21 protein-coding genes are annotated in these 24,379 nt (G+C 64.4%); 9 read left to right on the top strand and 12 right to left on the bottom strand.

Annotation, left to right across the window (positions count from 1 at the left end):
- Positions 1 to 5: 5 nt before the first annotated feature.
- A complete protein-coding gene (locus AC1DN2_RS16460; RefSeq protein ID WP_476851186.1) occupies positions 6 to 611 on the bottom strand; it encodes a helix-turn-helix domain-containing protein in 606 nt (201 codons plus the stop codon).
- 1,163 nt (positions 612 to 1,774) lie between these two features.
- Between AC1DN2_RS16460 and AC1DN2_RS16455 the strand changes: the two genes are divergently transcribed.
- On the top strand, positions 1,775 to 4,189 hold the full coding sequence (locus AC1DN2_RS16455; protein ID WP_476851185.1) for an HAD-IC family P-type ATPase: 2,415 nt from the start codon (positions 1,775 to 1,777) through the stop codon (positions 4,187 to 4,189).
- Positions 4,190 to 4,959: 770 nt separating this feature from the next.
- On the opposite strand, the gene AC1DN2_RS16450 is transcribed toward AC1DN2_RS16455, so the two are convergent.
- Positions 4,960 to 5,583, bottom strand: a complete 624-nt coding sequence (locus tag AC1DN2_RS16450; RefSeq protein ID WP_476851184.1) for a hypothetical protein — start codon at positions 5,581 to 5,583, stop codon at positions 4,960 to 4,962.
- A 692-nt stretch (positions 5,584 to 6,275) separates the two neighbouring features.
- On the opposite strand from AC1DN2_RS16450, the gene AC1DN2_RS16445 reads away from it, so the two are divergent.
- Complete coding sequence (locus AC1DN2_RS16445) at positions 6,276 to 6,437, top strand: hypothetical protein (protein ID WP_476851183.1); 162 nt, start codon at positions 6,276 to 6,278, stop codon at positions 6,435 to 6,437.
- Positions 6,438 to 6,720: 283 nt separating this feature from the next.
- The gene (locus tag AC1DN2_RS16440) at positions 6,721 to 7,128 is read left to right on the top strand and encodes a hypothetical protein (protein WP_476851182.1); all 408 of its coding nucleotides are present in this window, start codon (positions 6,721 to 6,723) and stop codon (positions 7,126 to 7,128) included.
- A gap of 644 nt (positions 7,129 to 7,772) precedes the next feature.
- On the opposite strand, the gene AC1DN2_RS16435 is transcribed toward AC1DN2_RS16440, so the two are convergent.
- From AC1DN2_RS16435 to AC1DN2_RS16425, 3 genes are all read right to left on the bottom strand, one after another.
- Positions 7,773 to 9,179 (bottom strand): FAD-binding oxidoreductase, encoded by a 1,407-nt coding sequence (locus AC1DN2_RS16435; RefSeq protein ID WP_476851181.1) that lies wholly within the window; start codon positions 9,177 to 9,179, stop codon positions 7,773 to 7,775.
- 75 nt (positions 9,180 to 9,254) lie between these two features.
- Positions 9,255 to 12,521: a BTAD domain-containing putative transcriptional regulator gene (locus AC1DN2_RS16430; RefSeq protein ID WP_476851180.1), complete on the bottom strand. Its 3,267-nt coding sequence runs from the start codon at positions 12,519 to 12,521 to the stop codon at positions 9,255 to 9,257.
- A 249-nt stretch (positions 12,522 to 12,770) separates the two neighbouring features.
- Entirely contained in the window at positions 12,771 to 13,217 is a 447-nt protein-coding gene (locus tag AC1DN2_RS16425; RefSeq protein ID WP_476851179.1) for a DUF1003 domain-containing protein, read from the bottom strand.
- A 362-nt stretch (positions 13,218 to 13,579) separates the two neighbouring features.
- Here AC1DN2_RS16425 and AC1DN2_RS16420 point away from each other — a divergent pair, with 362 nt between their 5' ends.
- From AC1DN2_RS16420 to AC1DN2_RS16405, 4 genes are all read left to right on the top strand, one after another.
- Positions 13,580 to 14,086, top strand: a complete 507-nt coding sequence (locus tag AC1DN2_RS16420; RefSeq protein ID WP_476851178.1) for a hypothetical protein — start codon at positions 13,580 to 13,582, stop codon at positions 14,084 to 14,086.
- Positions 14,087 to 14,182: 96 nt separating this feature from the next.
- A complete protein-coding gene (locus AC1DN2_RS16415) occupies positions 14,183 to 14,569 on the top strand; it encodes an SHOCT domain-containing protein (RefSeq protein ID WP_028276897.1) in 387 nt (128 codons plus the stop codon).
- Between the two features lie 529 nt (positions 14,570 to 15,098).
- Positions 15,099 to 15,551: an SRPBCC family protein gene (locus tag AC1DN2_RS16410; RefSeq protein WP_476851177.1), complete on the top strand. Its 453-nt coding sequence runs from the start codon at positions 15,099 to 15,101 to the stop codon at positions 15,549 to 15,551.
- Between the two features lie 286 nt (positions 15,552 to 15,837).
- Positions 15,838 to 16,731 (top strand): response regulator, encoded by an 894-nt coding sequence (locus tag AC1DN2_RS16405; RefSeq protein ID WP_476851176.1) that lies wholly within the window; start codon positions 15,838 to 15,840, stop codon positions 16,729 to 16,731.
- A 251-nt stretch (positions 16,732 to 16,982) separates the two neighbouring features.
- Here AC1DN2_RS16405 and AC1DN2_RS16400 read toward each other — a convergent pair whose 3' ends face one another.
- Positions 16,983 to 17,585: a TetR/AcrR family transcriptional regulator gene (locus AC1DN2_RS16400; RefSeq protein WP_476851175.1), complete on the bottom strand. Its 603-nt coding sequence runs from the start codon at positions 17,583 to 17,585 to the stop codon at positions 16,983 to 16,985.
- 170 nt (positions 17,586 to 17,755) lie between these two features.
- Here AC1DN2_RS16400 and AC1DN2_RS16395 point away from each other — a divergent pair, with 170 nt between their 5' ends.
- Entirely contained in the window at positions 17,756 to 18,829 is a 1,074-nt protein-coding gene (locus AC1DN2_RS16395) for an alkene reductase (RefSeq protein WP_476851174.1), read from the top strand.
- 67 nt (positions 18,830 to 18,896) lie between these two features.
- Positions 18,897 to 19,610 (top strand): SDR family oxidoreductase, encoded by a 714-nt coding sequence (locus AC1DN2_RS16390; protein ID WP_476851173.1) that lies wholly within the window; start codon positions 18,897 to 18,899, stop codon positions 19,608 to 19,610.
- Between the two features lie 305 nt (positions 19,611 to 19,915).
- On the opposite strand, the gene AC1DN2_RS16385 is transcribed toward AC1DN2_RS16390, so the two are convergent.
- From AC1DN2_RS16385 to AC1DN2_RS16360, 6 genes are all read right to left on the bottom strand, one after another.
- Positions 19,916 to 20,782: an alpha/beta fold hydrolase gene (locus AC1DN2_RS16385; RefSeq protein ID WP_476851172.1), complete on the bottom strand. Its 867-nt coding sequence runs from the start codon at positions 20,780 to 20,782 to the stop codon at positions 19,916 to 19,918.
- Positions 20,783 to 20,830: 48 nt separating this feature from the next.
- The gene (locus AC1DN2_RS16380) at positions 20,831 to 21,829 is read right to left on the bottom strand and encodes an NADP-dependent oxidoreductase (RefSeq protein ID WP_476851197.1); all 999 of its coding nucleotides are present in this window, start codon (positions 21,827 to 21,829) and stop codon (positions 20,831 to 20,833) included.
- 101 nt (positions 21,830 to 21,930) lie between these two features.
- The gene (locus tag AC1DN2_RS16375; RefSeq protein WP_476851196.1) at positions 21,931 to 22,050 is read right to left on the bottom strand and encodes an acetylxylan esterase; all 120 of its coding nucleotides are present in this window, start codon (positions 22,048 to 22,050) and stop codon (positions 21,931 to 21,933) included.
- Positions 22,051 to 22,372: 322 nt separating this feature from the next.
- Positions 22,373 to 22,750 (bottom strand): TetR/AcrR family transcriptional regulator, encoded by a 378-nt coding sequence (locus tag AC1DN2_RS16370; RefSeq protein ID WP_476851171.1) that lies wholly within the window; start codon positions 22,748 to 22,750, stop codon positions 22,373 to 22,375.
- Positions 22,747 to 23,325, bottom strand: a complete 579-nt coding sequence (locus tag AC1DN2_RS16365) for a GNAT family N-acetyltransferase (protein WP_476851170.1) — start codon at positions 23,323 to 23,325, stop codon at positions 22,747 to 22,749. Before AC1DN2_RS16365 ends, AC1DN2_RS16370 begins: the two co-directional genes overlap by 4 nt.
- A 221-nt stretch (positions 23,326 to 23,546) precedes the next feature.
- Entirely contained in the window at positions 23,547 to 24,152 is a 606-nt protein-coding gene (locus tag AC1DN2_RS16360; protein ID WP_476851169.1) for a dihydrofolate reductase family protein, read from the bottom strand.
- Positions 24,153 to 24,379: the final 227 nt, after the last annotated feature.

The following is a 24,379-nucleotide window of genomic DNA, read 5'->3' as shown; positions in this document are numbered from 1 at the left end:
CCGACTCAAGCATCGGACGCCTCCGGCCGGTGACCTGTCCCCACGCCCGGCTCGAAGACGGCCAGGGAGAACCTCGCCGGCTCCGTGCCCGGATTGGCGTAAGAGTGTGCCACGTCGCCCGGGAACGTCACCGCATCGCCCTCATCGAGGGTGAGCAATTGACCTGCGACCTCCACCGTGACCGTGCCCTGCTGGACCTGCAAAAGCTCCTTGGTCCCCGACGTGTGGGCCTCGCTCACATGACGGTCGCCGGGACCCAGCGTCCAGTCCCACAGTTCAACCACGTCCGGCGGTTCGGTGCCGGCCACCAACACCCCGCGGCCGCCGTACTCACCGCTCCACAAAGCAGCGCCCTCACCACTGCGCGTGACCTTCACCGGCTTCGGTCGAGGTGGCTCGACCAACGCCGGCAGCCCCACACCCAGCGCGTCGCTGATCCTCAGCAGAGTTCCCACGCTGGGATTCGCGGCACCCTGCTCCACGTTGACGACCATCCTGCGGCTTACCCCTGCAGACTCCGCAAGCTGATCAAGCGTCCAGCCCCGCGACTGCCTCTCCTGCTTAACTCGGGCGCCGATTGCCAGCGCCAAGCTCGTTGTACTCTCATCCATAAGTGCATCATACTGCACTTATAGTGCACTCGACTACTGTCCGTCGTTCGGCCCCCATCAAAGACTGACCGAAAGGCCCTCTTGAGCTTCTACGTCGCTCCTCGTACCGCCAACCAGGACCGAACCGTGCAGGATTCTTGTCGACGACCGCCAGTGAGAAACACGGCAGCGACCGTATCCGCTGCCGTCTTGGCAAACAACACCATTCAAGACACCCCGTCGTGTCTGGAGGATTGAAGGAACCGACAGCGTGCTGGCCCGCCTCGTGTCGTGGAAATATGTCTCACCGTAATTCGTCTCAGGCGGGTGCTGGCCGGGGGTTTCTGAGGCACAATAGCCGGCGGGACATCTCGGGTATACGCGTGTGAGTACGTCGGGCCAGGACGCCGGCCCTCACGGCTGTGATGTTCGCGCTGGCATGCCATCGTTGAGTCGCCTCAGAGTCGATCGCGGACCTCACTGCGCGGATTCCTTATGTCTCGGGGGGAGCTCAATGTTTCTGGGGGAGCGAATGCAGTTCGAGTCCCACCTCGGGCACGTGTTTTCCCTGTTCAGAGGCTTGTGAGCGTATGACTGTGTACAAATCTCCTTTATGGGCCCTTGCGGGGGCCCATTTTTGTTGGTGGCCGTTGCTGCTGCCGGGTGGTTCCTCTCTTGGCGACGACCAGGGTGCCGCCGGCCCGGACAGCGCCCAGGGCTTCGTTCAATCCCAGCCGATCCTTGTTTCTGCCGGCCGCGCGCCGTGGTCACCATTGGTCAGGCCCTCGGGGGTCGCCCAGCCCCGTAAGCGCCTTGCGCGGCGTTGCCAGGTCCTGTTCGTTGGTGCAGACCCGGACGCAGCCAATGATCTGCGCGGGTGCAACTGTCGGGATTGTCCACCCTGAGCGGGACAGTTTGCGGCCGGGGTATGCGCGATTCCAGGCTCCAGTATCTGCATCGGATTTTCTCGCAGCGCCAGTGCGGGCGGATGGTGTTGCGGTGGGGGACCGGCGTATGCGTCGCAGTGCGTCACATTGTGGCGCTACGGCGGATACCATCGGAGGGTGAAGGCATACCGCCGGCGCAAGAGACGAGCCTTTCTGCATCGGCGTGCGTCCCCGGCAGCCAAAGACCGGAAGGCCGCCAGGCGCCGGCCGGCCGCCAAGGGGCTGTCGCAGGGGGAGGTGGCTACGCGGGTCGAGCGCGGGCTTACCAACCGCGTGCCGGACACCACTAGCCGGAGCCTGTGGCAGATCTTCCGGGCCAACGTCTTCACGCTCTTCAACGCAATCGTCGGCACGAGCTTCCTGCTGCTGTTGTTCCTGGGGCAATGGCGGGATGCCCTGTTCGGCCTCGCCGCTGTCAGCAATGCCGTGATCGGCGTCGTCGAGGAATACAGGGCGAAAAAGTCCTTGGACCGGCTGGCTGTCCTCAACGCCCCCCTCGCGCGGGTCTTGCGCGAGGGGCAGATCCACGACATCGCCACGGCCGACGTCGTAAAAGATGACCTCCTGGTGTTGCGGGCCGGGGATCAGGTCACTGCCGACGCTGCCGTACTGGAGTCGTCCGGCCTCGAGGTGGACGAATCGCTTCTCACGGGCGAAGCAGACCCGGTGGGTAAGGATGCGGGGACGGAAGTACTCTCCGGATCGATCGTCGTGGCCGGCCACGGCAACGCCCAGGTTGTCCGGGTCGGAGCGGCGTCGTTCGCGAGCCGGCTGACGGCAGATGCGCGACGCTTCTCACTGGTGAACTCCGAGATCCGCAACAGCCTCAACCGTGTAATGCGCTGGATCGCCTGGATCCTGCTGCCCGTTGCCCTCATCGTGCTCAACGGCGAGATCCAGGCGCGCGGCGGCTGGCAGTCCGCCATTTCCACCGGTGCCTGGACCCCCGCACTCGTGGGACTCATTGCCAGCATGATCGCGATCGTCCCGCTGGGACTAGTGCTGCTGACGAGCGTGGCCTTCGCCGTGGGCGGACTCCGGCTGGCTAAACACAACGTACTGATCCAGGAACTCGCCGCTGTCGAGGGACTGGCACGCGTAGACGTACTGTGCATGGACAAGACCGGAACCCTCACAGAAGGAGGACTGGTCTTCGACGCGGTTCACCCGCTGGCGCCGCAACCGGGATGGGAGCAGGCCCTCGCATGGTTTGGCGCCGAACCCGAGGCAAACGCCACGGCACGCTGCCTGAGCACGGCCTTTGAGGATGATGGCGGCCTTCAACCCGTCCGGTCCGTGCCGTTCTCCTCCGCCCGGAAGTGGAGCGGAGTCAGCTTCAACGGGAGCGCCCGCGGTGCGCGCACCTGGATTCTCGGAGCACCGGAAATGATGCTTGTGCAGGGCGACGACGCAGCCGCACGTCTGAAGCCGTCGATCCCGGCGCCCGACGGCGCAGTACCGCGCCAGAGCGACGTCTTGCGCCAGGCCGGCGAACTGGCCGCATCAGGGCTGCGGACCCTGCTCCTGGCTGGCGCGGATCAGTTGCCAGCCAATGGGAAGGTGGAGCAGCTGCCGGCGTCGCTCCACCCTGTGGCGCTGCTGACCTTCCGGGAACAGCCGCGCTCCGATGCACGGGAGACCCTCAAGTTCTTCCGGACCGAAGGGGTCGGGTTGAAGATCATTTCCGGCGACGATCCCCGCACCGTTGCCGCCATTGCCCGCAGGGTTGGCCTGGAGGTCACGGAGGGCTTCGACGCACGCTCACTGCCGGAGGACCCGCTGCATCTGGAGGAGGTGATGGAATCAAACATGGTGTTTGGCCGAGTGACGCCGGCCCAGAAGAGGGCGATGGTCGAGGCGCTCCAGCGCCGGGGACATACTGTGGCCATGACCGGCGACGGCGTCAACGACGCCCTCGCGCTCAAGACGGCCGACCTTGGCATCGCCATGGACTCCGCGGCGCCCGCCACCAAGGCAGTCGCGCGCCTGGTGTTGCTCGACGGCCGCTTCGACCGGCTTCCCGGAGTCCTCGCTGAGGGCCGGCAAGTCATCGCCAATATTGAGCGGGTCTCCAGCCTCTTCCTCAGCAAAACGGTCTATGCGACCGCCATCGCGGTGACCTTCGGGCTCCTGCAGTGGACGTTTCCGTTTCTTCCCCGCCAGCTATCCTTCACGGACGGCCTGACGATCGGAATCCCGGCCTTCTTCTTGGCGCTCATGCCGAACCCGCGCCGCTATCAGCCCGGATTCCTGCGCCGGTCCCTATGGTTCTCCGTCCCTGCCGGACTGATCGTCACGGCCTCCCTGCTCACACTGAACGCATTCGCGCCGCTGGCCGGCGCGGCCACGTCCGAACAAGTCAGCAGCGCCTCTGTGCTGACGCTTTCCATGGTCGGACTGTGGATCCTATCGGCCGTGTCGCGCCCCCTCAACGCGGCGCGCCTGGCCGTGGTGTTGGCCATGAGCGCCTCCCTGCTGGTCTCGCTCAACCTCCCGCTCGTTCAGGAATTCTTCCTGCTTTCCCGGCCACCCGGCGGGTTGTTGCTCGCGGCCGTGGCGTGCGGGGCCGCCGGGGGCCTCGGAGTCGAGGTCCTGGCCCGGGTCCACGCCCGGGCCTTCCCGCAACAAGGTCCGGTGGTGAAGAGCGGTTAAATGGGCTCATCAGTTATTAGCCTGAGCCGGGACACTGGGGTCCATTATCGGTACTGGCGCCATAGTCCAGAATATGATTCGAGAGTAATGGTCGGGATGTCCCCGGTCAGCGCAGACAATCTAGGGGATACGAACTTCATGTCCGAACAAACCGGACGCCGCTCCAGGCGCGGCTATACGCCCGTTGACCCCGCCAAGTTCATCCCAATCCACCGTCCCAGTAACGCAGCGCTGCGCGGAGCAGTAGTCACCGGGTTCGTTCTGTGGATCGGGGTTGGAGCAATTTCCGCGGGAGTGCTGGCCTCCTGGTTCAGCACTGAATTGCCTATCTTCCTAACCGCTGCAGTGTTCGGTGCAACCCTGGTCACGGTTTTGGGCGTCCGACACACGACGTGGCTAGGCCGGCGCCGACGGGAAGATTTCGTCCGTTGCGGCGGTGACCCGGCCGGAATGACCGACTTGATGTTCGGATTCATGCGTGGATTCCGGACCCCCAAGGGGGAGTGGGAAGTTCCCGAGCAGGCCTCCGGCGACTACCAGGGCACCTGACCATCCCAGGGCCCAGGAAGATCCCGGTAAGGTGAGACTCTTCGTCGAGCCCGCACACGACTGCGCCAAGGCGACGCCCTGGTCGTCTGAACGCTCGCCCAACGCACGGCAGCGCGGTGGGGTTCGGCGGAACCATCCGGGAACCGCAGTCCGAACACGGCGGTTCAACATGAGCGCGTCTAAGACTCCGAGCCGAGGTCGACGCGTCCGGACAGGAGAGGCTACGTGGGCGGAACGAGCCTGAAGGCGTATCGGGTCTCCGAGCCACCGCTTCCTGGGTTCATCTTGAAATCGACTCTGTCGGCGCCTGCTCCCAGCTGCACTGTCGTTTTGAAGATGTTCCCATTGCAATGGACCTGCACCGGGGCGACGACTTCGACACCGGACCAACTGGCCACCGACAGTTCGGTCCCGGAGGGTCCTTCACACACGAACTGCAATTCGTAGGTGCCGGATTTGGCGGACATTCCGAAGCTGGTCGGGGAATTCGAAGCAGCGGAGCCGGCCAGCTCTCCCGGCACTGCGGGTTTCAGTTGCTTTGATGACCATTCGCCCATGTCCTGTTGCGCTGAAGCCATGGGGTCAGTGTTGGGCCCTATCGCAATTCCGGCGGCTGCGGGCCTGCCGGTCGACGGGATCGCGCTGATCGTGATGGGACCGCCCGCGTGCCTGAGGAATCGCTGGAATGTGGCGTCGCAGTCAACGTCTGTTGACAGCGGAAGCCCATCGCCCTCAACGATCGTCAGCTTGGCGAAGTAGCCGCCGGCACACGCGGCCGTGACGACATAGTCCCCGGGAGCAAGTACAGTGGCCAATTTCCCGGCAGGCTCTGCTTCCGTTGGCATACCAGCGTCCGTTACGGATGCACCAAGCAAACGGGCCACGTCACCAACGTTTTCCTCAAATGACCGGGGTGGCAACGTTGCCCCTTTGGACGATGAGCTAACTGTCTGCTCAGGCGGGTCACTGTACGTACAACCCGCCAGCGCAAGGACGAGTCCGGCCAAAACAAGCAGTACTCTTCCGCGCTGAGTCTGCATCCCCCAATGAGCTGACATGTTCTGAGCCTACAACCCCGCATTTGGGTGACTGGGGGAGACGGGTCGATCGGAAGCTGCCGCTAACACACTCGTCGGGCCGAAGAGTATCCAGCCGACGGACACGTGGATCACCCCGGCGAGAAAAACCGGTGGGTTGTGTGTCCGAGCCATTCAATCCCCCAAGAATTGTGAACACCTAGACTAGCCGTGGCACACCCACCGGCGGCGAAGTATCACGATCATTGGCTTCCCCGGGTTCGTGCCTGGCACGCGGGATCCATGCGGCAGCTGGGGTGGCTTCTGGCACCCGCAGCCGTTCCTGCCATAGCGCCGGGTCTTATCGCAGCGCCCGCTGAGGGATCGGCTTACGGGCACGCTTCGTGGCGCAACAAGCCTCCACCAAACTCCCTGGCTCACTACTTCCATATAGGTACTGCTCCTCATGGGAGCATGTACTCATGAATCGACGCATCATGGGTCTAGGGGTCGTTTTTTTCGTGCTCTACTTTGTACTCGGACTCGTCGTGGGTGGGCTCGTCCTGCTGTGGAGCTTCCACTACCAGTGGTGGGTTTTCGTCCTGCTGATCCTGGTCCCAGCGCTTTTATCCTGGGCTACTCTTGCCCTGCTGGAAGGCCGGCGTAAGACCCCGTCCATATAGAGCACGAACGGGAGTACTTGCCGACCATCTGCTCATTGACAGGTCGGCACCCTACCCAGGAGCCAGATCCACGAGTCGAGGGCGGCGGACCTTGGTTACATCCTGGTCGCGGAAGAGACCGAGACCGCGCGTGAACGACTCTTATGGGGCAGGCCGTGGAACGGGCAAACGGACTGCTCTGGGTCTGCGTGGGGCGGGTGGGGCACTTGCAGGGCCTGAGCGAAGTGGAAGGAATCCTAATCGGGCAAGAGGGCGGTCCGGGCGCCGTCGATATACTCGCTGGATGCGGATCCGTCCAATAGATCTGGTCGACGTGCTGGTCTATCTCGTGGTGCTGGGTGTGTTCATCCAGCTGTTTCCCGACGTCATATCCGAAACATTCCTGTTGGCGCTCTTGACGGCGATCCTGCTGAAGGTCGTCCTTGAAGTCGTGCTGTGGGCGAAGAAGAAAATCGTTGCGCGGATCCGGTCGGCCGATACTCGGCGGGTTCGAATTGTCAGCGCGTTCACCCTGTTGCTGGTGCTGCCGGGGAGCAAGTTCATGGTGCTCGGACTGGTTGACCTGGTATTCGGCGACGCTGTCCGTCTCGGTGGCTTCTTTCAAGTGACTGCACTGATCATCGTTCTCATGCTCGCGCGAGGCGGCGTGCGACGGGTGTTCAGACGGGCCGACGAGAGCGCATCAGCTTAATCGAGGCCATCGCGACGTGCGCGCGTGGGTCGTCTGAATTCAGGTGTGTGCTGCCCAGATCGTCTGGAGTGCGCTCTGCGATAAGGGGGCGGCACGTGGCTGCGATGCTTTGAACTGGGCAATTTGGGAATGTGTACTTTGTCCACACTTCGGCCTTCGAACCGGGCCGGATTCCGCATGTCCGGGGAGTCCAGTGTGTGCGGGGGAGGGAATGCAGTTCGAGTCCCACCTCGGGCGCTGTGTTTCCCCTCGTTCGAGCGGGGTGGGTCATCCGGGTCTCCTTTCCGAGTTGTTTTGGTGGCTGTGGTTGGCCTAATACCTATTCATGCCGTGGGGTCCTACTGACGACATGACCTGCGGGGATTTCTTGAAGATGTTTTTCTCCGGAATGCTGGCTTACCGGTGGCGTGGGGGAGGGCTGGTTCCCGTTTGTCCGGCCAAGAGGGGTGTGTACGTTGTCCACACCGGAGTGAGTTTCCTGCCGTTGCTGCTTTGTGGCTCGCTCCTTGCCTGCTTCCCACGAGACGGGCAGGAAGTCCCCCGGAAACCCAGGGATCTTCCTGCCTCAACCCACGCAACTTCAGGTAAGGGGTTTGCTGGGTGCAGCGGACCCATCCGAGGTGCCTCTGGCGCAGGCAGTGCTGTCACACCGTGGGGGCGATGTTCTGGTTCAACCGGAATAGATTGGTGGAGTCGTATTCGTTTTTCAGTTCCACGAGCCGCCGGTATGTATCCGCCGGGTACGACGCCCGGACGAGCGCCGTATTCGCTTCACCTGTGAAATTCACGTAGGCCGTCACATCCGGACCGAGCGCAGACGTCACGCCCCGGGCCCATTCGACGACATCCGCGAAGCCTTCCGCTGTCGGCGTGCGCGCAACAACATTGACGATGAATTCCTGGTCGCGGAGTGCGAAGGCCGTTGCTTCGGCAGGAACCCGGCCGACCGCGCCGCCAAGGTGGTGCAGGTGAATCTGCGTCATGGCGCTGGGCAATGCCGCAAACGAGTCCAGCAGCACGCGCACGGACGCGTCGTCGGCGGCGCGCAGAAATGCCGAGCGGAAATAGTTGTGCACGCCCCGCGGGTAGAGCGGATCGAGCGCCTGCTGCCATCCCGCGTACGGGTTGGCCGTGAACACATCGGCGATGACCGTGCCCAATGACCGGAAGGGTGCGGTGGCAGCCTCGCCGGCATCTAGATCGCCGGACCAGCACCCTCCCACAGCGATGACCGGCTTGCCGTGCACTGATTCTGGCAGGAACGGGACCGGCGGCGCCATGGTCATGTTGACCAGCGTGGTCAGCTCATCGGGGGCCGCCGCGCAGGCCGCCCGATAGCCGCGCAACACCTGCTCCGCTTCTTCTGCGGGGTAGAAAACCAGGCCGGAAAGGACCATGGGCCCCACTTCGTGCAATTGATACTCGAAGGACGTCACCACACCGAAATTGCCGCCGCCGCCGCGCAGCCCCCAGAACAGATCGGGGTGCTCATCGGCACTGGCGTGAATAAACTGCCCGTCAGCAGTGACGACGTCGGCGCCGACCAGGTTGTCGCTGGCCAGCCCGTGCTTGCGCACGAGCCAGCCGATGCCGCCGCCGGTGGTGAAGCCGGCGATGCCGGTTGAGGACACCAGGCCACCGGTCACCGCAAGCCCGAATTGCTGGGTCTCTGCATCCAGGTCCTTCCAGGTACACCCTGCCTGTGCCGCCACGCGGCGGCGGGCTGGGTCCACCTGGACCCCCTTCATCAGCGAAAGGTCCAGCACGATACCGTCGTCGACGGTGGAAAACCCGGGGATCGAATGTCCACCGCCGCGAACCGACAACGGCAACCCCTCGCTGCGCGCGAGATCGACCGTGCGGATCACATCTGCCACACCCGCACAGCGTGCGATGAGCGTCGGGCGCCGGTCGTGGGCCCCGTTCCAGATGCTGCGTTCGTGGTCGTAGTCCGCGTCCCCTGGCCTGACGACCGTGCCGCGCAGCCCGGCGGCGAACTCGGCGATGGTGGCCTCGCCGATGCGGGTCGGCCTAGTCTGCGTCGTTGTCACGATGCGTTCCTCCTGATTGCTGTTGGTTGGTCAGATCTATTTGTCAGATCCAGGAATCACGCTAGTGAACCGTACTCAACGAGCACTCAACGCCGTCTCAACATCATCATCCGGGTCCCGCCTACGCAGTGCGGCCAGCCGCTGACCGGCGATGAGGCATTTCGTTCGGTCGAAAATTTCCCCAGCCCTGTCAATTTCTCGGGCCGCCCGATGCGGGTCGCCGAGCTCGTTGGATAGCTCTGCCACCATCAACCGTTGCCAGCCAGTGTGTCGCCGCCATGGGGCGACTTTTTCCGCTGCCTGCCTGTACATTTCCCGCGCTGCCCGGACCTCCCCGGAGATCAGTTCGGCGGCACCGAGAATGGTCAGCGTGGCGCCCATTCCCACCTGATCTCCCGCGGACTCGAACCCTGAAAGGCAACGCCGAGCGTCTGTCAGGCCGCGGTCGATATCACCACCCATGGCGCGGAGCAGGGCGATACTAATCTCGGTCAGCAGCTCGCCGCGTCGGTCGCCCAGACCGAGCCGAAGCTCCCGCGCCAAGGACAGGGCCTCATCGGCCGCACTGTGGTCGCCACAGTCGCGCAGAATGCAGCCAAGTTGGTGGAGTGTTTGCGCCCTGGCCAGGTCATCTCCTAACTCGGCGAAATGTTCGGCTGCATCCGTGATGACGGATATCGCAGACTGCGTGTCTCTCGAAAGCCTGGCCGCGTAGCCGATGGCGGACAGCACGTAGCCTTTGGCTTGGATGACCCCGACCCGCCGGCCCAACAGCAGGGTTTCCTCGACGCAGGGCACCAACCGTCCGGCGATCGGGACCAGTTGCAGGCTGGGCGTGATCACCGGCAGGAAGGGTGGAGTGCTGGTATCAGACTGCGCGAGTTCGCTCAGGCAGGTGTTTAGGTGACGGGCGGCGAGTGGTCCGTCCTCCCGGGACAACGCGCACTGGCCGAGCAGCCAACTGCTGGCAGCGCAATGTTCGGGTCTGCCACCCTCGACTGCCTCGGTGTGCACGTCGGCCGCCAGCTGTTCGGCCTCGTCCAGGTCGAAAGTGCTCCAGGCGAGCGAGGTCTCAATGAGCCGGGCCATCGTCACCTCGTCGGGGTTGCCGATCTCCCGCATTATTGCCAGGGCCTCCGCGCCGAGCGCCCGATGCCGATCGCCACGGCCCTGCCGGCTGTCCAGCCCGGTCAGGCCGATCAGGGCAGCCGCGCGAGGCCGGGTCGAGTCGGGAGCCACCGCCAAGGCACGCTCCACCCAACGTGCTCCCTCGACCGCGTGACCGCGGAGGAACCAGAACCGCCACAGGCTGGCCGCGAGCCGGAGCGCGGTCCCGGGCTCGTGGGCGCACGACCAGCGCAACGCAGCGCGCAGGTTGTCGTGCTCGCGGTCGAGCAACTTCGGCTGTTCGATGACCACCCCGGTGGCCCGTTCGGGATTGTGGGATTCGGCGACGGCAAGGAAGTAGGCGCAATGCGCAGCCGCCAGTTGAGCCGCCTCACCTGCATGATCGAGATTCTCTTGGCCAAACTGGCGGACCGTCTCCAATTGCCGGTATCGGGTCCCGGCGCCCCTCCTTTCGGTGACCACCAAAGACTTGTCCACCAGCTTGGCCAACAGGTCGAGCAGTTCGATCTGCTGGAGGGGCGCGTCAGCGCAGACTGCTGCCACAGCCTCGAGGGTGAAACCACCCGCGAACACAGACAGCCGGCGCAGCAGAACCTGCTCCGGTTTGGTGAGCAGTTCGTGGCTCCATTCCAAGGTGCCACGCAGCGTCTGGTGCCGTGTGACGCCGCTGGTTCCCCCGCCGAGCATGGACAAAGCATCGCCCAATCTCTGGACGATCTCGGCGGGTTCGAGTACGGCCGTCCTGGCCGCGGCCAATTCGAGGGCCAGCGGCATCCCGTCGAGCCGTCGGCACAACTCTGTCACCCCCTGCGCGTTGTCGGCGTCGAGCGCGAAACCCGGCCGGACCTGCGCTGCCCGCTCAACAAAAAGCCGGACAGAGGGCAGACGGCCCAGCACGGCCAGATCGAGAGCGTCAGTCGGCAGGGGCGAGGGCAGGGGCAATGACGGCACCCTGTAGGTGTACTCCCCGTCGGCATGGAGTGGCTCCCGGCTGGTGGCCAGCACTTTAACCCCAGAGGATCCGTCAAGTAGCGCGACGACGAGTTGCGCACAGGCCGCGAGCAAGTGTTCGCAGTTGTCCAGCACGAGGAGCAGCGAGCGTCGCCGCAGTTGGTCGACCAGCGCTTGCACGCGGCTTGGTGCAGCGCCGGAATCCAACCCGAGAACCTCGGCTACGGCATCGGCCACCAGCAGCGACTCCCCAACGGCCGCGAGGTCAACGAACCAGACTCCGTCCACGTACTCAGGACGAACTGTCTTCGCGGCCTCCAAGGCCAGTCTGGTCTTGCCGCTGCCGCCAGCCCCGGTGAGGGTGAGCAGGCGAGCATGGCCCATCAGCCGCTCGACGTCAACGAGCTCACGCTCGCGCCCGATGAAGCTTGTCAACGGGGATGGCAGATAGCCGATGGCATCGTCTTTGCCGGTCACTCCGGCGGGCTGGTGGAGGCGTTCCTCGGGCGGCGAGCCGGTCAACAATTCGCGAAACAGTTCCACCGTCCGGGTGTCCGGGTCGGTCCCGAACGCGTCGAGGAGCTCGTCGACCAGCCGCTCATATCGTGCCAATGCTTCCGACCGCCGGCCCATCCCAGCCAGCACCACCATCTGCGCGCGCACGGCTCCCTCGTGAACGGGATCGGATTCGAGCGCATGGGTGAGGATGACCAACGCTTCCTCCGGTGCGCGTTGCGCCACCGTGGACGCCAGTTTCACCAGTACCTCGCGATGGATTTCCCGGAGCTCATCGCGGCGTGTCGTCAGCCAGTCCGCATCCGGCAGTTCCGGCAAAAGATCACCAGTGTACAAGTCGGCCGCATCGCGCAGGCCGGCCTCGACACCTGCAGCCAACGCTGCCACGGCCGAACGCTCGAACTGCAGGACATCGACATCGACCGGGCCAGTGTCATCCAGCACGACCACTTCACCGCGGATGGCGAGCAGCCCGTCGTTGCCGGCTCCAGCGCTAGCGAGCGCACGGCGAGCGACGTACAGGGTCTGATGCAGATTCCGTGCGGCGGCCACCGGCTCCATGTCAGGCCACAGGCGGTCCAGTACCTGCTCGCGACGGTTACGCTGACCACGCGCCAGCGCCAGCATTGCCACCACGGCCTTTGCCTTCTGCAGCCGCCAGTGGCTGTTCTCGACGGCGTTCCCGTTGACGTACACGATGAACGAGCCGAGAAGCTGGATGCGCAACCCGCTTTGGGTAGGCTTCATGGTTCTTCAGTATCCGCCCGCCAACCGGGGTTGTCGAACAACGAAATTTTTCATACGCGCGCTGCCTTGGCGCACTCTGTGAGTGCCCCATCAGGCAACTCATGACAACGGCACCGCAGGTCACTGCCCGAGGTGTGGCACGTCGGGGGCCCGCTTACGGGAGGCTTCGCTGCCGTTTTACGGGGCACCTCTTTGCGGAACGCCTGAGCCGTTAGCCAGGGTTGCCGGCTGCCGGTATCGGTTCATCTTTTAGGCCGGGCGGGCGCTAGTTGAAAGGCTGCTTTCGTTTGGTCCGTGTTCTGTGAGTTGCTGAAGTTCGCGGAGAATCTCCAACTGCTGGCGGTTAATGTCCATCAGGAGATCGATCTCTTCCTTGGACTTCAGGTTCGTAGTGTAGTCATGCTGGGCCATGGCCCCGGCGATGGCATCCTGGCGTTTGGCGGCGATGAGCAGAATTGCTCCTTGCAGACCGGCCAGCATGGACAGAAAGAGGTTAAGAAGGATGTAGGGGTACGGATCCCAGGCATGGGTCGCCAGCGCCCAGGTGTTGACGGCGGCCCAGACCAGCATGAAGGCGATGAAACCTCCCACGAAAGGCCAGCTCCCCATCCCGTTTCGCATGAAGTCCGCGGCCTGCTGCCCGCGGGTGAGGGAAGCCTTGTGCTTGTCGTGCCAGGTGTTCGGTTCTCCGGTCATCCTCCACCCTAACCAGACCCGACGGCTGGGACCTGCTTCTCCGTTAGTCTGCGCCATGAGTCCTAGCCCTCCGGTGCCGTCGGATCTCCCGGCACCTGCCCCGTGGCGGTGACTCCGGGACTGGTGCTCAGCTGCCGGGACGGAATGGAGGGAATGCAGTTCGAGTCCTACCTCGGGATGGCTCGCTTTTGGTGCTCTTCGCTCATGCCCCGGTGGCTGTGGAGCATCAGTCTGAGTTGGGCGTTCGTGCCGCCTTCAATCCGGTTGGTAGTGGAGGCAATCTCGAGTCCGGTGAACTCGTGGTTCTGCCGCTACGTATCACCTTCCCCGGATGAGGCCCACGCCCGCGTTACGGGTAGACAATGGTCGGACTTGCGTGCGGCAGGGTTCCCTGCCGCATTCCATTTCGGAAAAGGGGCCTCCAGTGTCCAGACCACCCGATCCTCGCCGGATCGATCGCAGCCGGGGCAGCCATCGTACTGCTCACGGGTTGCGGCACGTCCAGCCCCGGCACCAGTGTCAGCAGCGCCAGAGCGGAGAAGAACGTTTCGCAGGCCTGCGCTGCTGCCAGTGCCTTCGCCGGATCCCTGATAAATTTCAAACAGACACTTAAACCTGGTGCCACGATAGAACAGATCAAATCGGCACGGGAACAGGTCGCGAAGACCTACGACGACCTGGTCAAGGCCAGCCAGGATGTAGCCAAAGACGAAATGGACGCAGTTAAGACGGCCGAAAACAAGTTCGACGCAGCCGTCAGAGCCGTCCCGGATGATGCCACCCTTACTCAGGCGGCCGCCTCCCTGCGGGACGACGCCGCCAACGTCCAGGCCGCGGTCAGTGACCTCCAAACGGCGACTAAATGCTGATCTCAAGGCCCCTCCGGGCAGGTCTGCAGCTAGCCTCAGTCCTGCCCGGCTGCATTCCCGACCCACTCCGCTCCTACAGAAAGCAGGGAAGTTGATATGAGTTTCTGGGAAAACTTTTGGGATATTTTCTGGTGGTTTTTCCTCGTTTACGCGTTCATCGCCTTCCTCTGGGCGTTGTTCGCCGTCATCGGCGACTTGTTCCGCGACGACACGCTGAGCGGCTGGTGGAAAGCTGTCTGGATCCTCTTCCTGGTCTTCGTGCCGTTGTTGGGTGTGCTGGTCTACGTGATTGCCCGCGGTAAGGGCATGACGGAGCGGTCCATGGCACGGGCCCAGGAGAACCGGGAGGCCTCGGATGCTTACATCCGCAGCGTCGCTGCACCGAGTCCGAGCGACGAGATCTCCAAAGCCACGGCTCTTCGGGACTCCGGAACTATCAGCGCTGATGAATTCGAAAGAATCAAGACCAAGGCTCTGGTCTGAGAGCGCCATCGACCCAGTACCGCTTGGCAGCAGATGCAATGACCATGGACGAGGTGGTGTCTTAGTCCTCGACCAGGGTGCGGTGTCCTTCTGCGCAACCGCCAGACTGTCGCTCCATGCCATTGGGCGGCACGGTGGCCGGTTGTCAGCCGTCGGGGGCGTTCCCGCAGGCGGGTCGGACCGGCCGAGGCTGCGAGGCATAACCCGATCAGTGGACTCTCTGGCTGCCCACAGGAAGCCGGGCTACTATCCGGCTGTCACTCCGTTTAGAAAAGGAGAACCCCTTGTCTGAAGAATCAGTAGGGAGCGTTGTTCTGGTGATGCACGATCTGCCGGCCGCGGAGGGCTGCGGTGTCATGGCCGTCCAGAACGCGGCGCTGTCCCTTGCCGGCGCTATCGGCCGTGGAGCCTGCCGATGCCTGGCTGGTCGCGTCGGCGGTCCGGTCCCGCGGCCAATGCCTTGGGTTGCGGGCTGATGTCTACAGACCAGGTGCCCACAACCCGGCGCCCTCTCGGCCAGGGTCACAGCATGGCCAGGCACTCGGTCGGGGCCGAGACACTGATCAAAGCCCGAAGCTCCACCGTCTGGGACGTCATTACCGATGCACGGAACTTCACCGTCTGGGAATCCGGCATCACGCACATCAGGGGCGAGTTGCGCAACGGTGGCACCATCAGAATCCGAACCCACACCGGAGGGGAGCGCACCTTCCGGCTGCGCGTCCAGCAGATGCCCGGCGAGGTGATGACCTGGACCCAGGGCCTGCCTCTGGGCCTGCTCACCGGGGTGCGCACCTTCACGCTTGAACCGGTGGGCGGCATGACGCACCTGCTCGTAAGAGAAGAGTTCACTGGCCCGCTTTGCGGGCTGCTGCTCCGGGAGTTTGCGTCCGACACGCAGCAGGCTTTCACCGATTACGTTAGCGCGGTCAGGAAACGCGCCGAAATCCTCGGCCGACACGTTCGAACCACGGGATCATGAGCGCCATCGGAGAAGCGCGCAGCGTCCAAGAGCGCCCGACGCCGCCCGAGCGTGCTCTGGGCCATACTCCCCGACGGAGCTCTAGTGGCGGTCTGAGGTTACGACACCGGTTGTCTGCAGAACACGTTCAGAAAAGCCACGGATCCACCCCCGCGGGCCCTTGTTGGGTCGGCACTATCGGTTTAGTGTGGGGCCTGTCGGGCAGTGTGCGCATGGATGCACGCTGGATGGGGACCGGACGGGATCATCCAGCACGCCTTCGGTGCCTTAAAAGCGAAGGAACGTAATGGCGATGATGGCTGAACCGGAAATCCACCCGCCGCCCCCTTTGGCCGGCCGGGGCGTCTATCTGCTGGACGACCACGAGGTCGTGAGACGGGGCCTGCGCCATCTGCTGGAGTCCGAAGGTCTCAGCATCGCCGGAGAATCAGGATCCGCGCACCGGGCGTTCCGGCGAATCCCTGCCCTCCGCCCGGAGCTGGTCATCCTTGACGATGATCTCCCCGACGGTTCAGGTGCCGACGTGTGCCGGGCCATCGCTGCGGCGGACCCGACCATCCGGTGCCTCCTGATGACCGGAGATGCCAACGAAGTCGTGCTGATCGACTCGATTCTGGCCGGCGCATGGGGGTGCCTGTCCAAACAGGACGGCAGCTGCGAACAGCTCAGGCTCATCCGCCGTGCCCTGGCCGGGCACACCGCGTACAGCGGCCGGTTCCGGACCGCGCTCGTTACCCCGCTCGTCGGGCCCGCAACCCAGTCCCTGGATAGGAGACTTCTGACCCTTACGAGACAGGAAATGAATACCGCCATCCGACTGGGGAGAGGGCTGACCAACCGCCAGATCAGCCAGGAAATGTCGCTGGCGGAAAAGACCGTGAAGAATCTGACCTCAACCATTCTGAGGAAACTCGGCATGGCGAGCAGGACGCAGGCCGCCGTGTTCATCACCAGGGCGCTGAATTCTTCTAACGACCCTGCCGACGGCGGATACCGGTTTAGCCCATCCCCGGCTCTGATCGCGGAGGTCACGGCAGCGCTGCTGACCTGCACCAGCGAGTCCTGCACCGTGCCACCCACAGGCGAAGTGCGGGCAAGGGACGTCCGGCGGCTTACCGACGCACTCATGGCGACCCGGACCGATCGGATGGGACCCCACCTGCTGCCCGGGAGGACTTAAAAACCCGGAATGCCGCGAACCGCGCTCCCGGCTCCAGCACACAGAAGATCCGGCGGGTTTGCGGGGCTGAGGGGAACGCCTAACTTGAAGTCCGGCGTTCAAAATCCTTTGCCTGGGACCGCACGGTGCCCCCTCGTCTGGTGAGGGAGTCAGGCTGCGCATTCAGTGCAGTAGCGGTGGCCGTTCTTCTGCCGATCCACGACCCCAGGCAATTGGTGGACACCGGGCGTTAGTGCGAGCACTTGATTGTGTCAGCGAGACAGCAGTACGCCGACCTGGGTCCGGATGTCCTGAACGATCTCGTCGATGCTCAATGCGGCGTTCACGGTCGCTGCCATGCTGAGGAACATGATGGCGGTGACGATGCGGGCCGTCGTAGCGGCATCCTGCGCACGAGGCAGCTCCTGCCTGCCCAGGACGGCAGCGATGGCCTCCTCGGTCTGCGCGACGATGGAGAGGGCCTCAGCGTGACGGGGCTCCGCGGGATCACCGAAGACCATTTCCCGCAGGTACGTGCGTCCGTTGTCGACCTGGACGCGGTTGCATTCCACGATCGGCCGTACGATTGCCAGCACCGCATCGAGGGTATCCGGGGTGGTTTCGGCATCAGCCCGACCTTGCTGAAGCGCTTCGGCGTAGTGTGCGTTCTGCACGAGGAGGAGGAGTTCGCCTTTGGTCTTCGCGTAAAGGAACAGGGTCCCGGTGCCTATGTCCGCCTTGTCGGCGATCTGCTGGGTCGTGACATCCTCGATGCCGTGCTCGGCCAGCAGTTCGCTTGCCGCGGCCGTGATGCGGTCCAGCTTCTGCTGCTTGTTCCGCTCGCGCCGTCCGACCGGCTGGGAGGCGAGAGACATGGTGATGGATCCTCCGGAATAGATTCTGACTGCACTCAGTTATGAGTGTAGTCACTACTGTGTGGGTTCGAATGTTCCTTCGTTCATTCTCCCACGCAAGGGCCGAACCCCAGTGTTCCGCCCCGGCAGAGTGGTGGCGCTATTACCCCGCGACGCAAAGGACCGCACACATGACTTCCTCCCTCTGGCAACCCTTCACCCTCGGCAATGTGGAGCTGCCGCACCGGCTCGCGCTGGCCCCGCTGACCCGGAGCCGCGCAAACCCTGATGGCACCCCCGGGGAACTGGCCGCGGAGTACTACGGCCAACGCGCCTCGCTCGGGCTGATCATCACCGAGGGCACGCAGCCGTCCGAGGATGGCCAGGGCTATCTGAACACCCCCGGCATCTACACTCCTGAACACATCGAGGGATGGAGAAAGATCGCCGACACGGTGCATGCAGGCGGCGGGGCCCTGTTCATCCAACTGATGCACGTCGGCCGGATGTCGCACCCGGATAACACCCCGCACCACCGTCAGCCCGTGGGCCCGTCGGCGATCTCGGCCGAGCAGGACATGTTCACTCCAACGGGCCCGCAGAAGACGCCGGTGCCGCGTGAGCTGACTGCCGAAGACATCCAGGCCACCATCGCCGGGTTCCGCCACGCCGCAGCCTCCGCTATCGCAGCGGGAGCGGACGGCGTGGAGATCCACAGCGCGAACGGGTACCTGCTCCACCAGTTCCTCTCGCCAAACTCGAACCACCGCACGGACGAGTACGGCGGATCCGTGGAGAACCGGTCCCGGTTCGTCGTCGCGGTCGCCCGCGCGGTGGCCGAGGAGATCGGGGCAGACCGGACCGGCATCCGCATCTCACCGGCGTTCCCGCTGGGCGGAATCAATGAAGGGGATCCCGCCGACGTCCGGACTCAGTACCGCCACCTGGTCGGCGAACTCGCCGCACTGGACGTTGCGTACCTGCACGTACACCACCTCGGTGACGACGAACTGCTGCGGTCCTTCCGCGACGCGTGGCCTGCGGCCATCCTCGTCGTCCGCTATGGGCGCGACCGTGAGCAGATTGTCGACGACATCGACGCCGGGCTCGCGGATATCGCGCCGCTGGGCCGCTTCGCCCTGGCGAACCCCGACATTGTTGAGCGACTGCGCACTGGTGCGCCACTGAATGAGGTGGACCCGGCAACCCTGTATGGCGGCGGCGCGGCCGGGTACACCGACTATCCGGCCCTGGCACACGCCTAATCGTCTGCCGCGGGCCGTCCGCCGCCGACCTTACATACCCCGTACCGATCAGAAAGAAGAAACAGTCATGCCCTCACTCAACGGAGCAGTCGTCCTCGTCACCGGAGCCAACGGCGGAATCGGCACGCAGTTCGTGCACGAAGCACTCGCGCGGGGAGCTGCAAAGGTTTATGCCTCCGCCCGCACCCCCCGCACTTGGAACGACGAGCGCATCGTTCCGCTCGCCTTGGACGTCACCGACTCCGCCTCCATCCAGGCGGCGGTCGAGGCGGCACCGGATGTGACCGTGCTGATCAACAACGCCGGCGCGTCGGTCTCCAGTGCCGGGATCCTCACCCACACGGACGAGGAGATCCGCAGGAACGTCGAGACGAACTTTCTCGGGCCTCTCTTCGTCGCCCGCGCGTTCGCTCCGGTCTTGTCGGTGAAGGACGGAGCGATGATCATCGACATCCACTCGGCCCTGAGCTGGTACGCCGTCGCCGGCATCTACAGCGCCACCAAAGCCGCCCTCTGGTCCGCGACTAACTCCCTCCGCCTCGAACTCGCCCCCGCCGGCGTGCACGTCGTCGGCGTCCATGTCGCATACGTCGACACCGCGATGGCCGCGCACGCCACCGACCCGAAGCTCGACCCGGCCGTGCTGGTGCGCACCGTGTTCGACGCCACCGAGGCAGGGCAGTACGAGGTCCTCGCCGACGACACGTCTGTCCAGCTAAAGGCCGGACTCAGTGCACCGCTCGAAGCGGTCTACCCGCGGTTGGCGGCGACGAAGGCATAAGGGAACAACCGGTGCCACCGCGTTCACCAAAAGTGAGCGCGGTGGCACCACTCCCGCCGCAGGGAGTGTCTGGATAACGGTGGATCGTCGGTTGGCCTGGCACGCCGGGGTAGTCACCAGCCAGGGGCCGCGTCAGGGGTGGCGATACTTTTGATCACTCTGCTGACGCGTTTGTAGGTGTCCTGTTCGAGCTGGCCAGCGCGACGGGGCGCCACGCCAATGGCTGTGCCCGCCCGTATTCACGGGCGGGCACAGCCACAGTGACTCTCTGCTCTGTTAGCGGGATCGTGTCAGGTACGTGCTGGTCAGTGGGCGAGGAATTCTACGGCGACGGGGGAGAACCTGTCGTGCAACTGGAAGATTCCGCCGTGGCCCGAGTCGGGGTAGATAACCAGCTCGGATCCCTTGATGCGCCGGTGTAGGTCCCCGGACAGGACCGACGGCACCATGCGGTCGTTGTCGCCGTTGGCGATGAGGGTGGGGTGGGTGAGCCTTGACAGGTCCGACGGCGCGGAGCGGCCGAACTTCCGGATTGCCTTCAGCTGAGTCTGGAAGGCTTTGGTGCTGATCGGCTTGTCGCGGTCGACAGTGCGCTCCTGCAAGCGCCTGATGAACGCCTTCGCGGCCGGTTTGCCGGTCGCGTTGCGGTTAAAGAACAGGAACTCCTTCGGGTCCGAGCGTGTCAGGGTCGCGCGGAGGACGTCCCAGTAGGTGGTGCCGACGACCTTGTCGATGTCCTTGCCGCCCCGCGGCCCGGTACCAGCCAGCACGAGCTTGCGGACGAGGTCGGGATGCTTGAGGACCAGGTCCTGGGCGATCATGCCGCCCATTGAGAAGGAGAAGACGTCGACCTGGTCGAACCCGAGGGCCTTGATGAAGGTGTGGGCGTCGTCGGCCATCGCCTCGACGCTGTCGGGAACCTGCCCGGTGGAGGCGCCGACACCGCGCTGGTCGAAGGTGATGACGTGGCGGTTCTTCGCGATGGGCTCGATGATGCGCGGGTCCCAGTTGTCCAGGGTCGCGGCAAGGTGCACGAAGAATACGACGGGGATGCCGGTCTTGGGCCCCAGCTCGCGGTAGGCGTAGGTGACGCCACCTGAAGTGATGGAGCGTGTGGCGGCCTTCGCGTACGAGGTGACGACAGAGCCGTTCGGGGTGTCAAAGCTGCTCATGCTGGTAGTCCTCCTGGGTGGTCTGTGAGGTGAATGGCTGCCGGCGGCTCAGGAGGGAAGTGTGACGACGGCTTTGCCGCGGAGGCCACCCTTGGCCAGCGACTCGAGCGCCTGTGGGGTCTGGGCGAAGTCGAAGACCTGCCCAACGACCGGGCGCAGCACGCCGTCGTCAACCAGGGCGGTGATCTGGCGCAACTGGTCGCCGCTGGCGCGCATGAAGAGGAACTCGTAGCTGACGCCGAGCTTCTTCGCCTGCCGCCGGATCCTGCTGCTGAGCCCCGCGATGGCAAGGCGCAGCACAGGGTTAAGACCGGCTTTGCGCGCGAACGCCGGGTCCGGCGGGCCGGCGATTCCGATCGCCTTCCCGGCTGGCTTGAGGATGCGCAGTGACTTCGCGAGGTTCTCCCCGCCGAGGCTGTCGAGCACCAGATCGTACCCGGTGAGGAGCTGTTCGAAGTCCTGCGTACGGTAGTCGATCACAGTGTCCGCGCCGAGATCGCGCACGAAGTCGGCGTTGGAGGCACTGGCGGTGGTCGCGACGGTGGCGCCGAGGTGCTTGGCGAGTTGGATCGCGATCGACCCGACCCCGCCGGCTCCGGCGTGGATGAGGACCTTCTGCCCCGGACGTACGTTGCCTTGCTCAACGAGGGCCTGCCACGCCGTAAGTGCAACCAGCGGTAGTGAGCCGGCCTCCTCCATGCTGATAGATGCGGGTTTCAGTGCCAGATCGGCCTCGGTGATGGCGATGCGCTCGGCGAACGTGCCGATGCGGTCTTTGTCGGGGCGGGCGTAGACCTCGTCACCGGGTTTGAAGCCGCGCACCTTCGCCCCGACACGGATGACTGTGCCGGCGACATCGTTGCCAAGGATCAGCTGGAGCTTGTACGGGAGGATCTGCTTGAACTCACCCAGGCGGATCTTCTCGTCCAATTGGTTGAGGCCAGCTGCCTGGACCTGGACCAGCACATCGCGGTCGCCGACGGTCGGCTCCGGGACGTCTGCTGAGCGAAGCGGCTCCTTGTACTTGGTGACGACGAATGCCCTCATGGCGTGCTGCTCCTCTATGACGTACGGTGGGTTAAACATGAGCCTACTCAATTTTGAGTTGACTCAGAAATATTGTCAAGTGAACCGTTAGGTGCGCGCGTTCATTTGAATATTCGGGCCACATTCCCGCGATGGATCTTCAGGAAACATGCAATCTCCGCATAGGGGTCCTGATCGGTGATGGTGACAGCCGGTGGGAAGCCGCAGAGGAACGGGACCAGTGCGCGCCTGCGGGGCGCTTGCCCGTGTTCGTGAGTCCGTGCGTCAACGTTGATCGGTCGCTGTCAAGTTTTCCGGGAGGGCGCGGAGGTCCGCGTACTCCCCGGCGGTGTAGGGTCAGCGCAGTCAGGACACCATGACTTCGAATTGGCGTGTGGCCGGGAGGGGCTGGCGGACCTTTGTCCGGCCAAAGATAGCGTGGACATTGTCCATACCCGTATGCATCTTATGCCGCTGCTGGTGGCTGGGCACCTACCTGCCTATTTCAGCTGACGCGAGTTCATGCAGCCCACGAGTCCTATGTGACATGACTTTCAATGGCAGTCACGCGCCGGTGCCCTTCCCGATCCTGCCGGTCTGGGAGGGTGCGCCAACCAGGATCTGTTGGATCGCCGGAGCCACGGTCGCCACCAGCTTCTCTATGTCCGCGTCGACCAACACAGGCACACCGATGATCCGCCTGCTGGTGACGATACCGACCAGCATCGATGAGGCGAGTCCAGCTCGGAGAGCGGCATCGTCACCGCTGCGGCCGCTTACGCCGTGCAGCAGCCGGGATTGGATGAACTCACGCAGTTGTGCGCATGCTTGGCTGGCGAGGACCGCGACGGAAGCATCGAAGCCTTCGAACTGGTTTCCGCGCGGGGGGCACTGAAGCTGCTGAAGGGCAACCTTGGCCGCGCGCGGATACGGGCGGGTCACTGGGGACGAAGGCGGGAATCGTCAGTCTCCCATTCATCTCGGGTGATCGCGTACTCGACGTCGCCGCGCTCTTCGCCCGGAACGGACACCGGCCAGTCCGCGACGAAGGCCCGTACGAGGCGCATCCCGGATTTCTCCATCACCCTTCGGGAGGCCGTGTTGACTGCCATGGTCGAGGCTACAACCCGTTGCACCCCGAACTCGGTGAACCCCTTGGCGATCAGCGCCCGCGATCCCTCCGTCGCGTGCCCCTTTCCCCAGGCCGCGTGGCGCAACCGGTAGCCCAGTTCCGGCTGATCTTGTGGATCGTCGGGGCCTGGCCGGAAGTGGAACCAGCCGAGGAATTCCCCGGTCGTCTTCTCGATCGCGGCCCAGAACCCGTAGCCGGGAAAGCGCTGGTAGTAGTCGAGGAATGCCGGGAGGAAATCGCCTTCTATCTCGCCCCGGGGGGTGGGGATACCGCCGGTGATGTACCGCATCACGCGCGGATCGCTGTCCAGTTCCACGAGTAGCTCCGCATCGTCGGGGGTGAACTGCCGGAGCAGAAGTCGTTCAGTCTCCAGGAAGGTGAGCATGCAGACATTCTCGCACCGGGGGGAGACCCGTCACACCGATCGGGGAGGTCGGATTACCGTCGCTGGACGAGCTTATTGGCCGTTGGGAGTGGTCTCAGGCATATGTGGCCCCTGGGTGGGGGGCTCCGAAGTGGGCAAAAGGAGGGTGTGCGCAATGTGCACACCCTGGGCTTCAGACCGGGTTGTACCTGGGCCGGAGCGGGCCGGATCCCAGTTCGGAGTCAGCCGACGGGGCGATAGCGGATGTGGGTGGCCAGCGGTGAGTGGAGCACCTCGGCGGGCTCGAAGCCGAAGGATTCAACCCCGTCGAAAATACGTTCGCCCGAACCGAGCAGGACCGGTGCGATGTCGAGGGTGAGCTCGTCGATCACGCCGGCGATCAGTGCCTGCCGGACGGTCGAGGCCCCACCGGCGATGTCCACGCCCTTGTCCCCGGCGGCCTGGCAGGCTGCGGAGTAGGCCGCGTCGAAGCCCTCGGTGACGAAGTGGAAGGTCGTCCCGCCGTCCATCTGGATCGGGTCGTGTCCGTGATGGGTCAGCACGAACACCGGCGCGTGGTACGGCGGTTCGGCTCCCCACCACCCGGCCCATTCCTCATCCCAGTCCCCTCGGACCGGGCCGAACATGTTCCGCCCCATCACATACGCACCCCGTGGGCGCATGAGCCACTCGTTCGCGACCTTGTCGGCATCGTTGGCCCGCGGGTCGCCGATGTGCCAGCGGTGCAGCTCCAGCCCCCGCTTGCCCAGGGGGTTCTCGCGGCTCTGGTCCGGCCCGGCGACGAAGCCATCCAGCGAGATCGACATGTGGCAGGTGGTGTCCGGCACCGCGAACCTCCTGAGTGATTGCGACTGGCATGCGGTCGTGGGGATTCTGGGGATCGTAGCAGGTGATGGCATCCTCGACCACCGTCTCCGGCGGCTGGTCGCCGGCGGTCTCCTCACCCGGGCACGTGGGCCAAGCTGCTGGCTTCCAGGAATCCAGTAGCTGTATCGGATTTTCTGGCAGAACCAGTCCGGGCGGATGGTGTCGCGGTGGGGGACCGGCTTGCGGG

The sequence above is a fragment of the Arthrobacter sp. 01L42 genome (genome assembly GCF_056400005.1).
This window is presented reverse-complemented; position numbering and strand designations above follow the sequence as displayed.

Coding starts and splice junctions, on each gene's coding strand:
- AC1DN2_RS16460 (WP_476851186.1), bottom strand. CDS start 611: ATGGATGAGAGTACAACGAGCTTGGCGCTGGCAATCGGCGCCCGAGTT.
- AC1DN2_RS16450 (WP_476851184.1), bottom strand. CDS start 5,583: ATGCCAACGGAAGCAGAGCCTGCCGGGAAATTGGCCACTGTACTTGCT.
- AC1DN2_RS16440 (WP_476851182.1), top strand. CDS start 6,721: ATGCGGATCCGTCCAATAGATCTGGTCGACGTGCTGGTCTATCTCGTG.
- AC1DN2_RS16430 (WP_476851180.1), bottom strand. CDS start 12,521: ATGAAGCCTACCCAAAGCGGGTTGCGCATCCAGCTTCTCGGCTCGTTC.
- AC1DN2_RS16425 (WP_476851179.1), bottom strand. CDS start 13,217: ATGACCGGAGAACCGAACACCTGGCACGACAAGCACAAGGCTTCCCTC.
- AC1DN2_RS16420 (WP_476851178.1), top strand. CDS start 13,580: ATGGTCGGACTTGCGTGCGGCAGGGTTCCCTGCCGCATTCCATTTCGG.
- AC1DN2_RS16415 (WP_028276897.1), top strand. CDS start 14,183: ATGAGTTTCTGGGAAAACTTTTGGGATATTTTCTGGTGGTTTTTCCTC.
- AC1DN2_RS16410 (WP_476851177.1), top strand. CDS start 15,099: ATGGCCAGGCACTCGGTCGGGGCCGAGACACTGATCAAAGCCCGAAGC.
- AC1DN2_RS16405 (WP_476851176.1), top strand. CDS start 15,838: ATGGCGATGATGGCTGAACCGGAAATCCACCCGCCGCCCCCTTTGGCC.
- AC1DN2_RS16400 (WP_476851175.1), bottom strand. CDS start 17,585: ATGTCTCTCGCCTCCCAGCCGGTCGGACGGCGCGAGCGGAACAAGCAG.
- AC1DN2_RS16395 (WP_476851174.1), top strand. CDS start 17,756: ATGACTTCCTCCCTCTGGCAACCCTTCACCCTCGGCAATGTGGAGCTG.
- AC1DN2_RS16390 (WP_476851173.1), top strand. CDS start 18,897: ATGCCCTCACTCAACGGAGCAGTCGTCCTCGTCACCGGAGCCAACGGC.
- AC1DN2_RS16385 (WP_476851172.1), bottom strand. CDS start 20,782: ATGAGCAGCTTTGACACCCCGAACGGCTCTGTCGTCACCTCGTACGCG.
- AC1DN2_RS16380 (WP_476851197.1), bottom strand. CDS start 21,829: ATGAGGGCATTCGTCGTCACCAAGTACAAGGAGCCGCTTCGCTCAGCA.
- AC1DN2_RS16365 (WP_476851170.1), bottom strand. CDS start 23,325: ATGCTCACCTTCCTGGAGACTGAACGACTTCTGCTCCGGCAGTTCACC.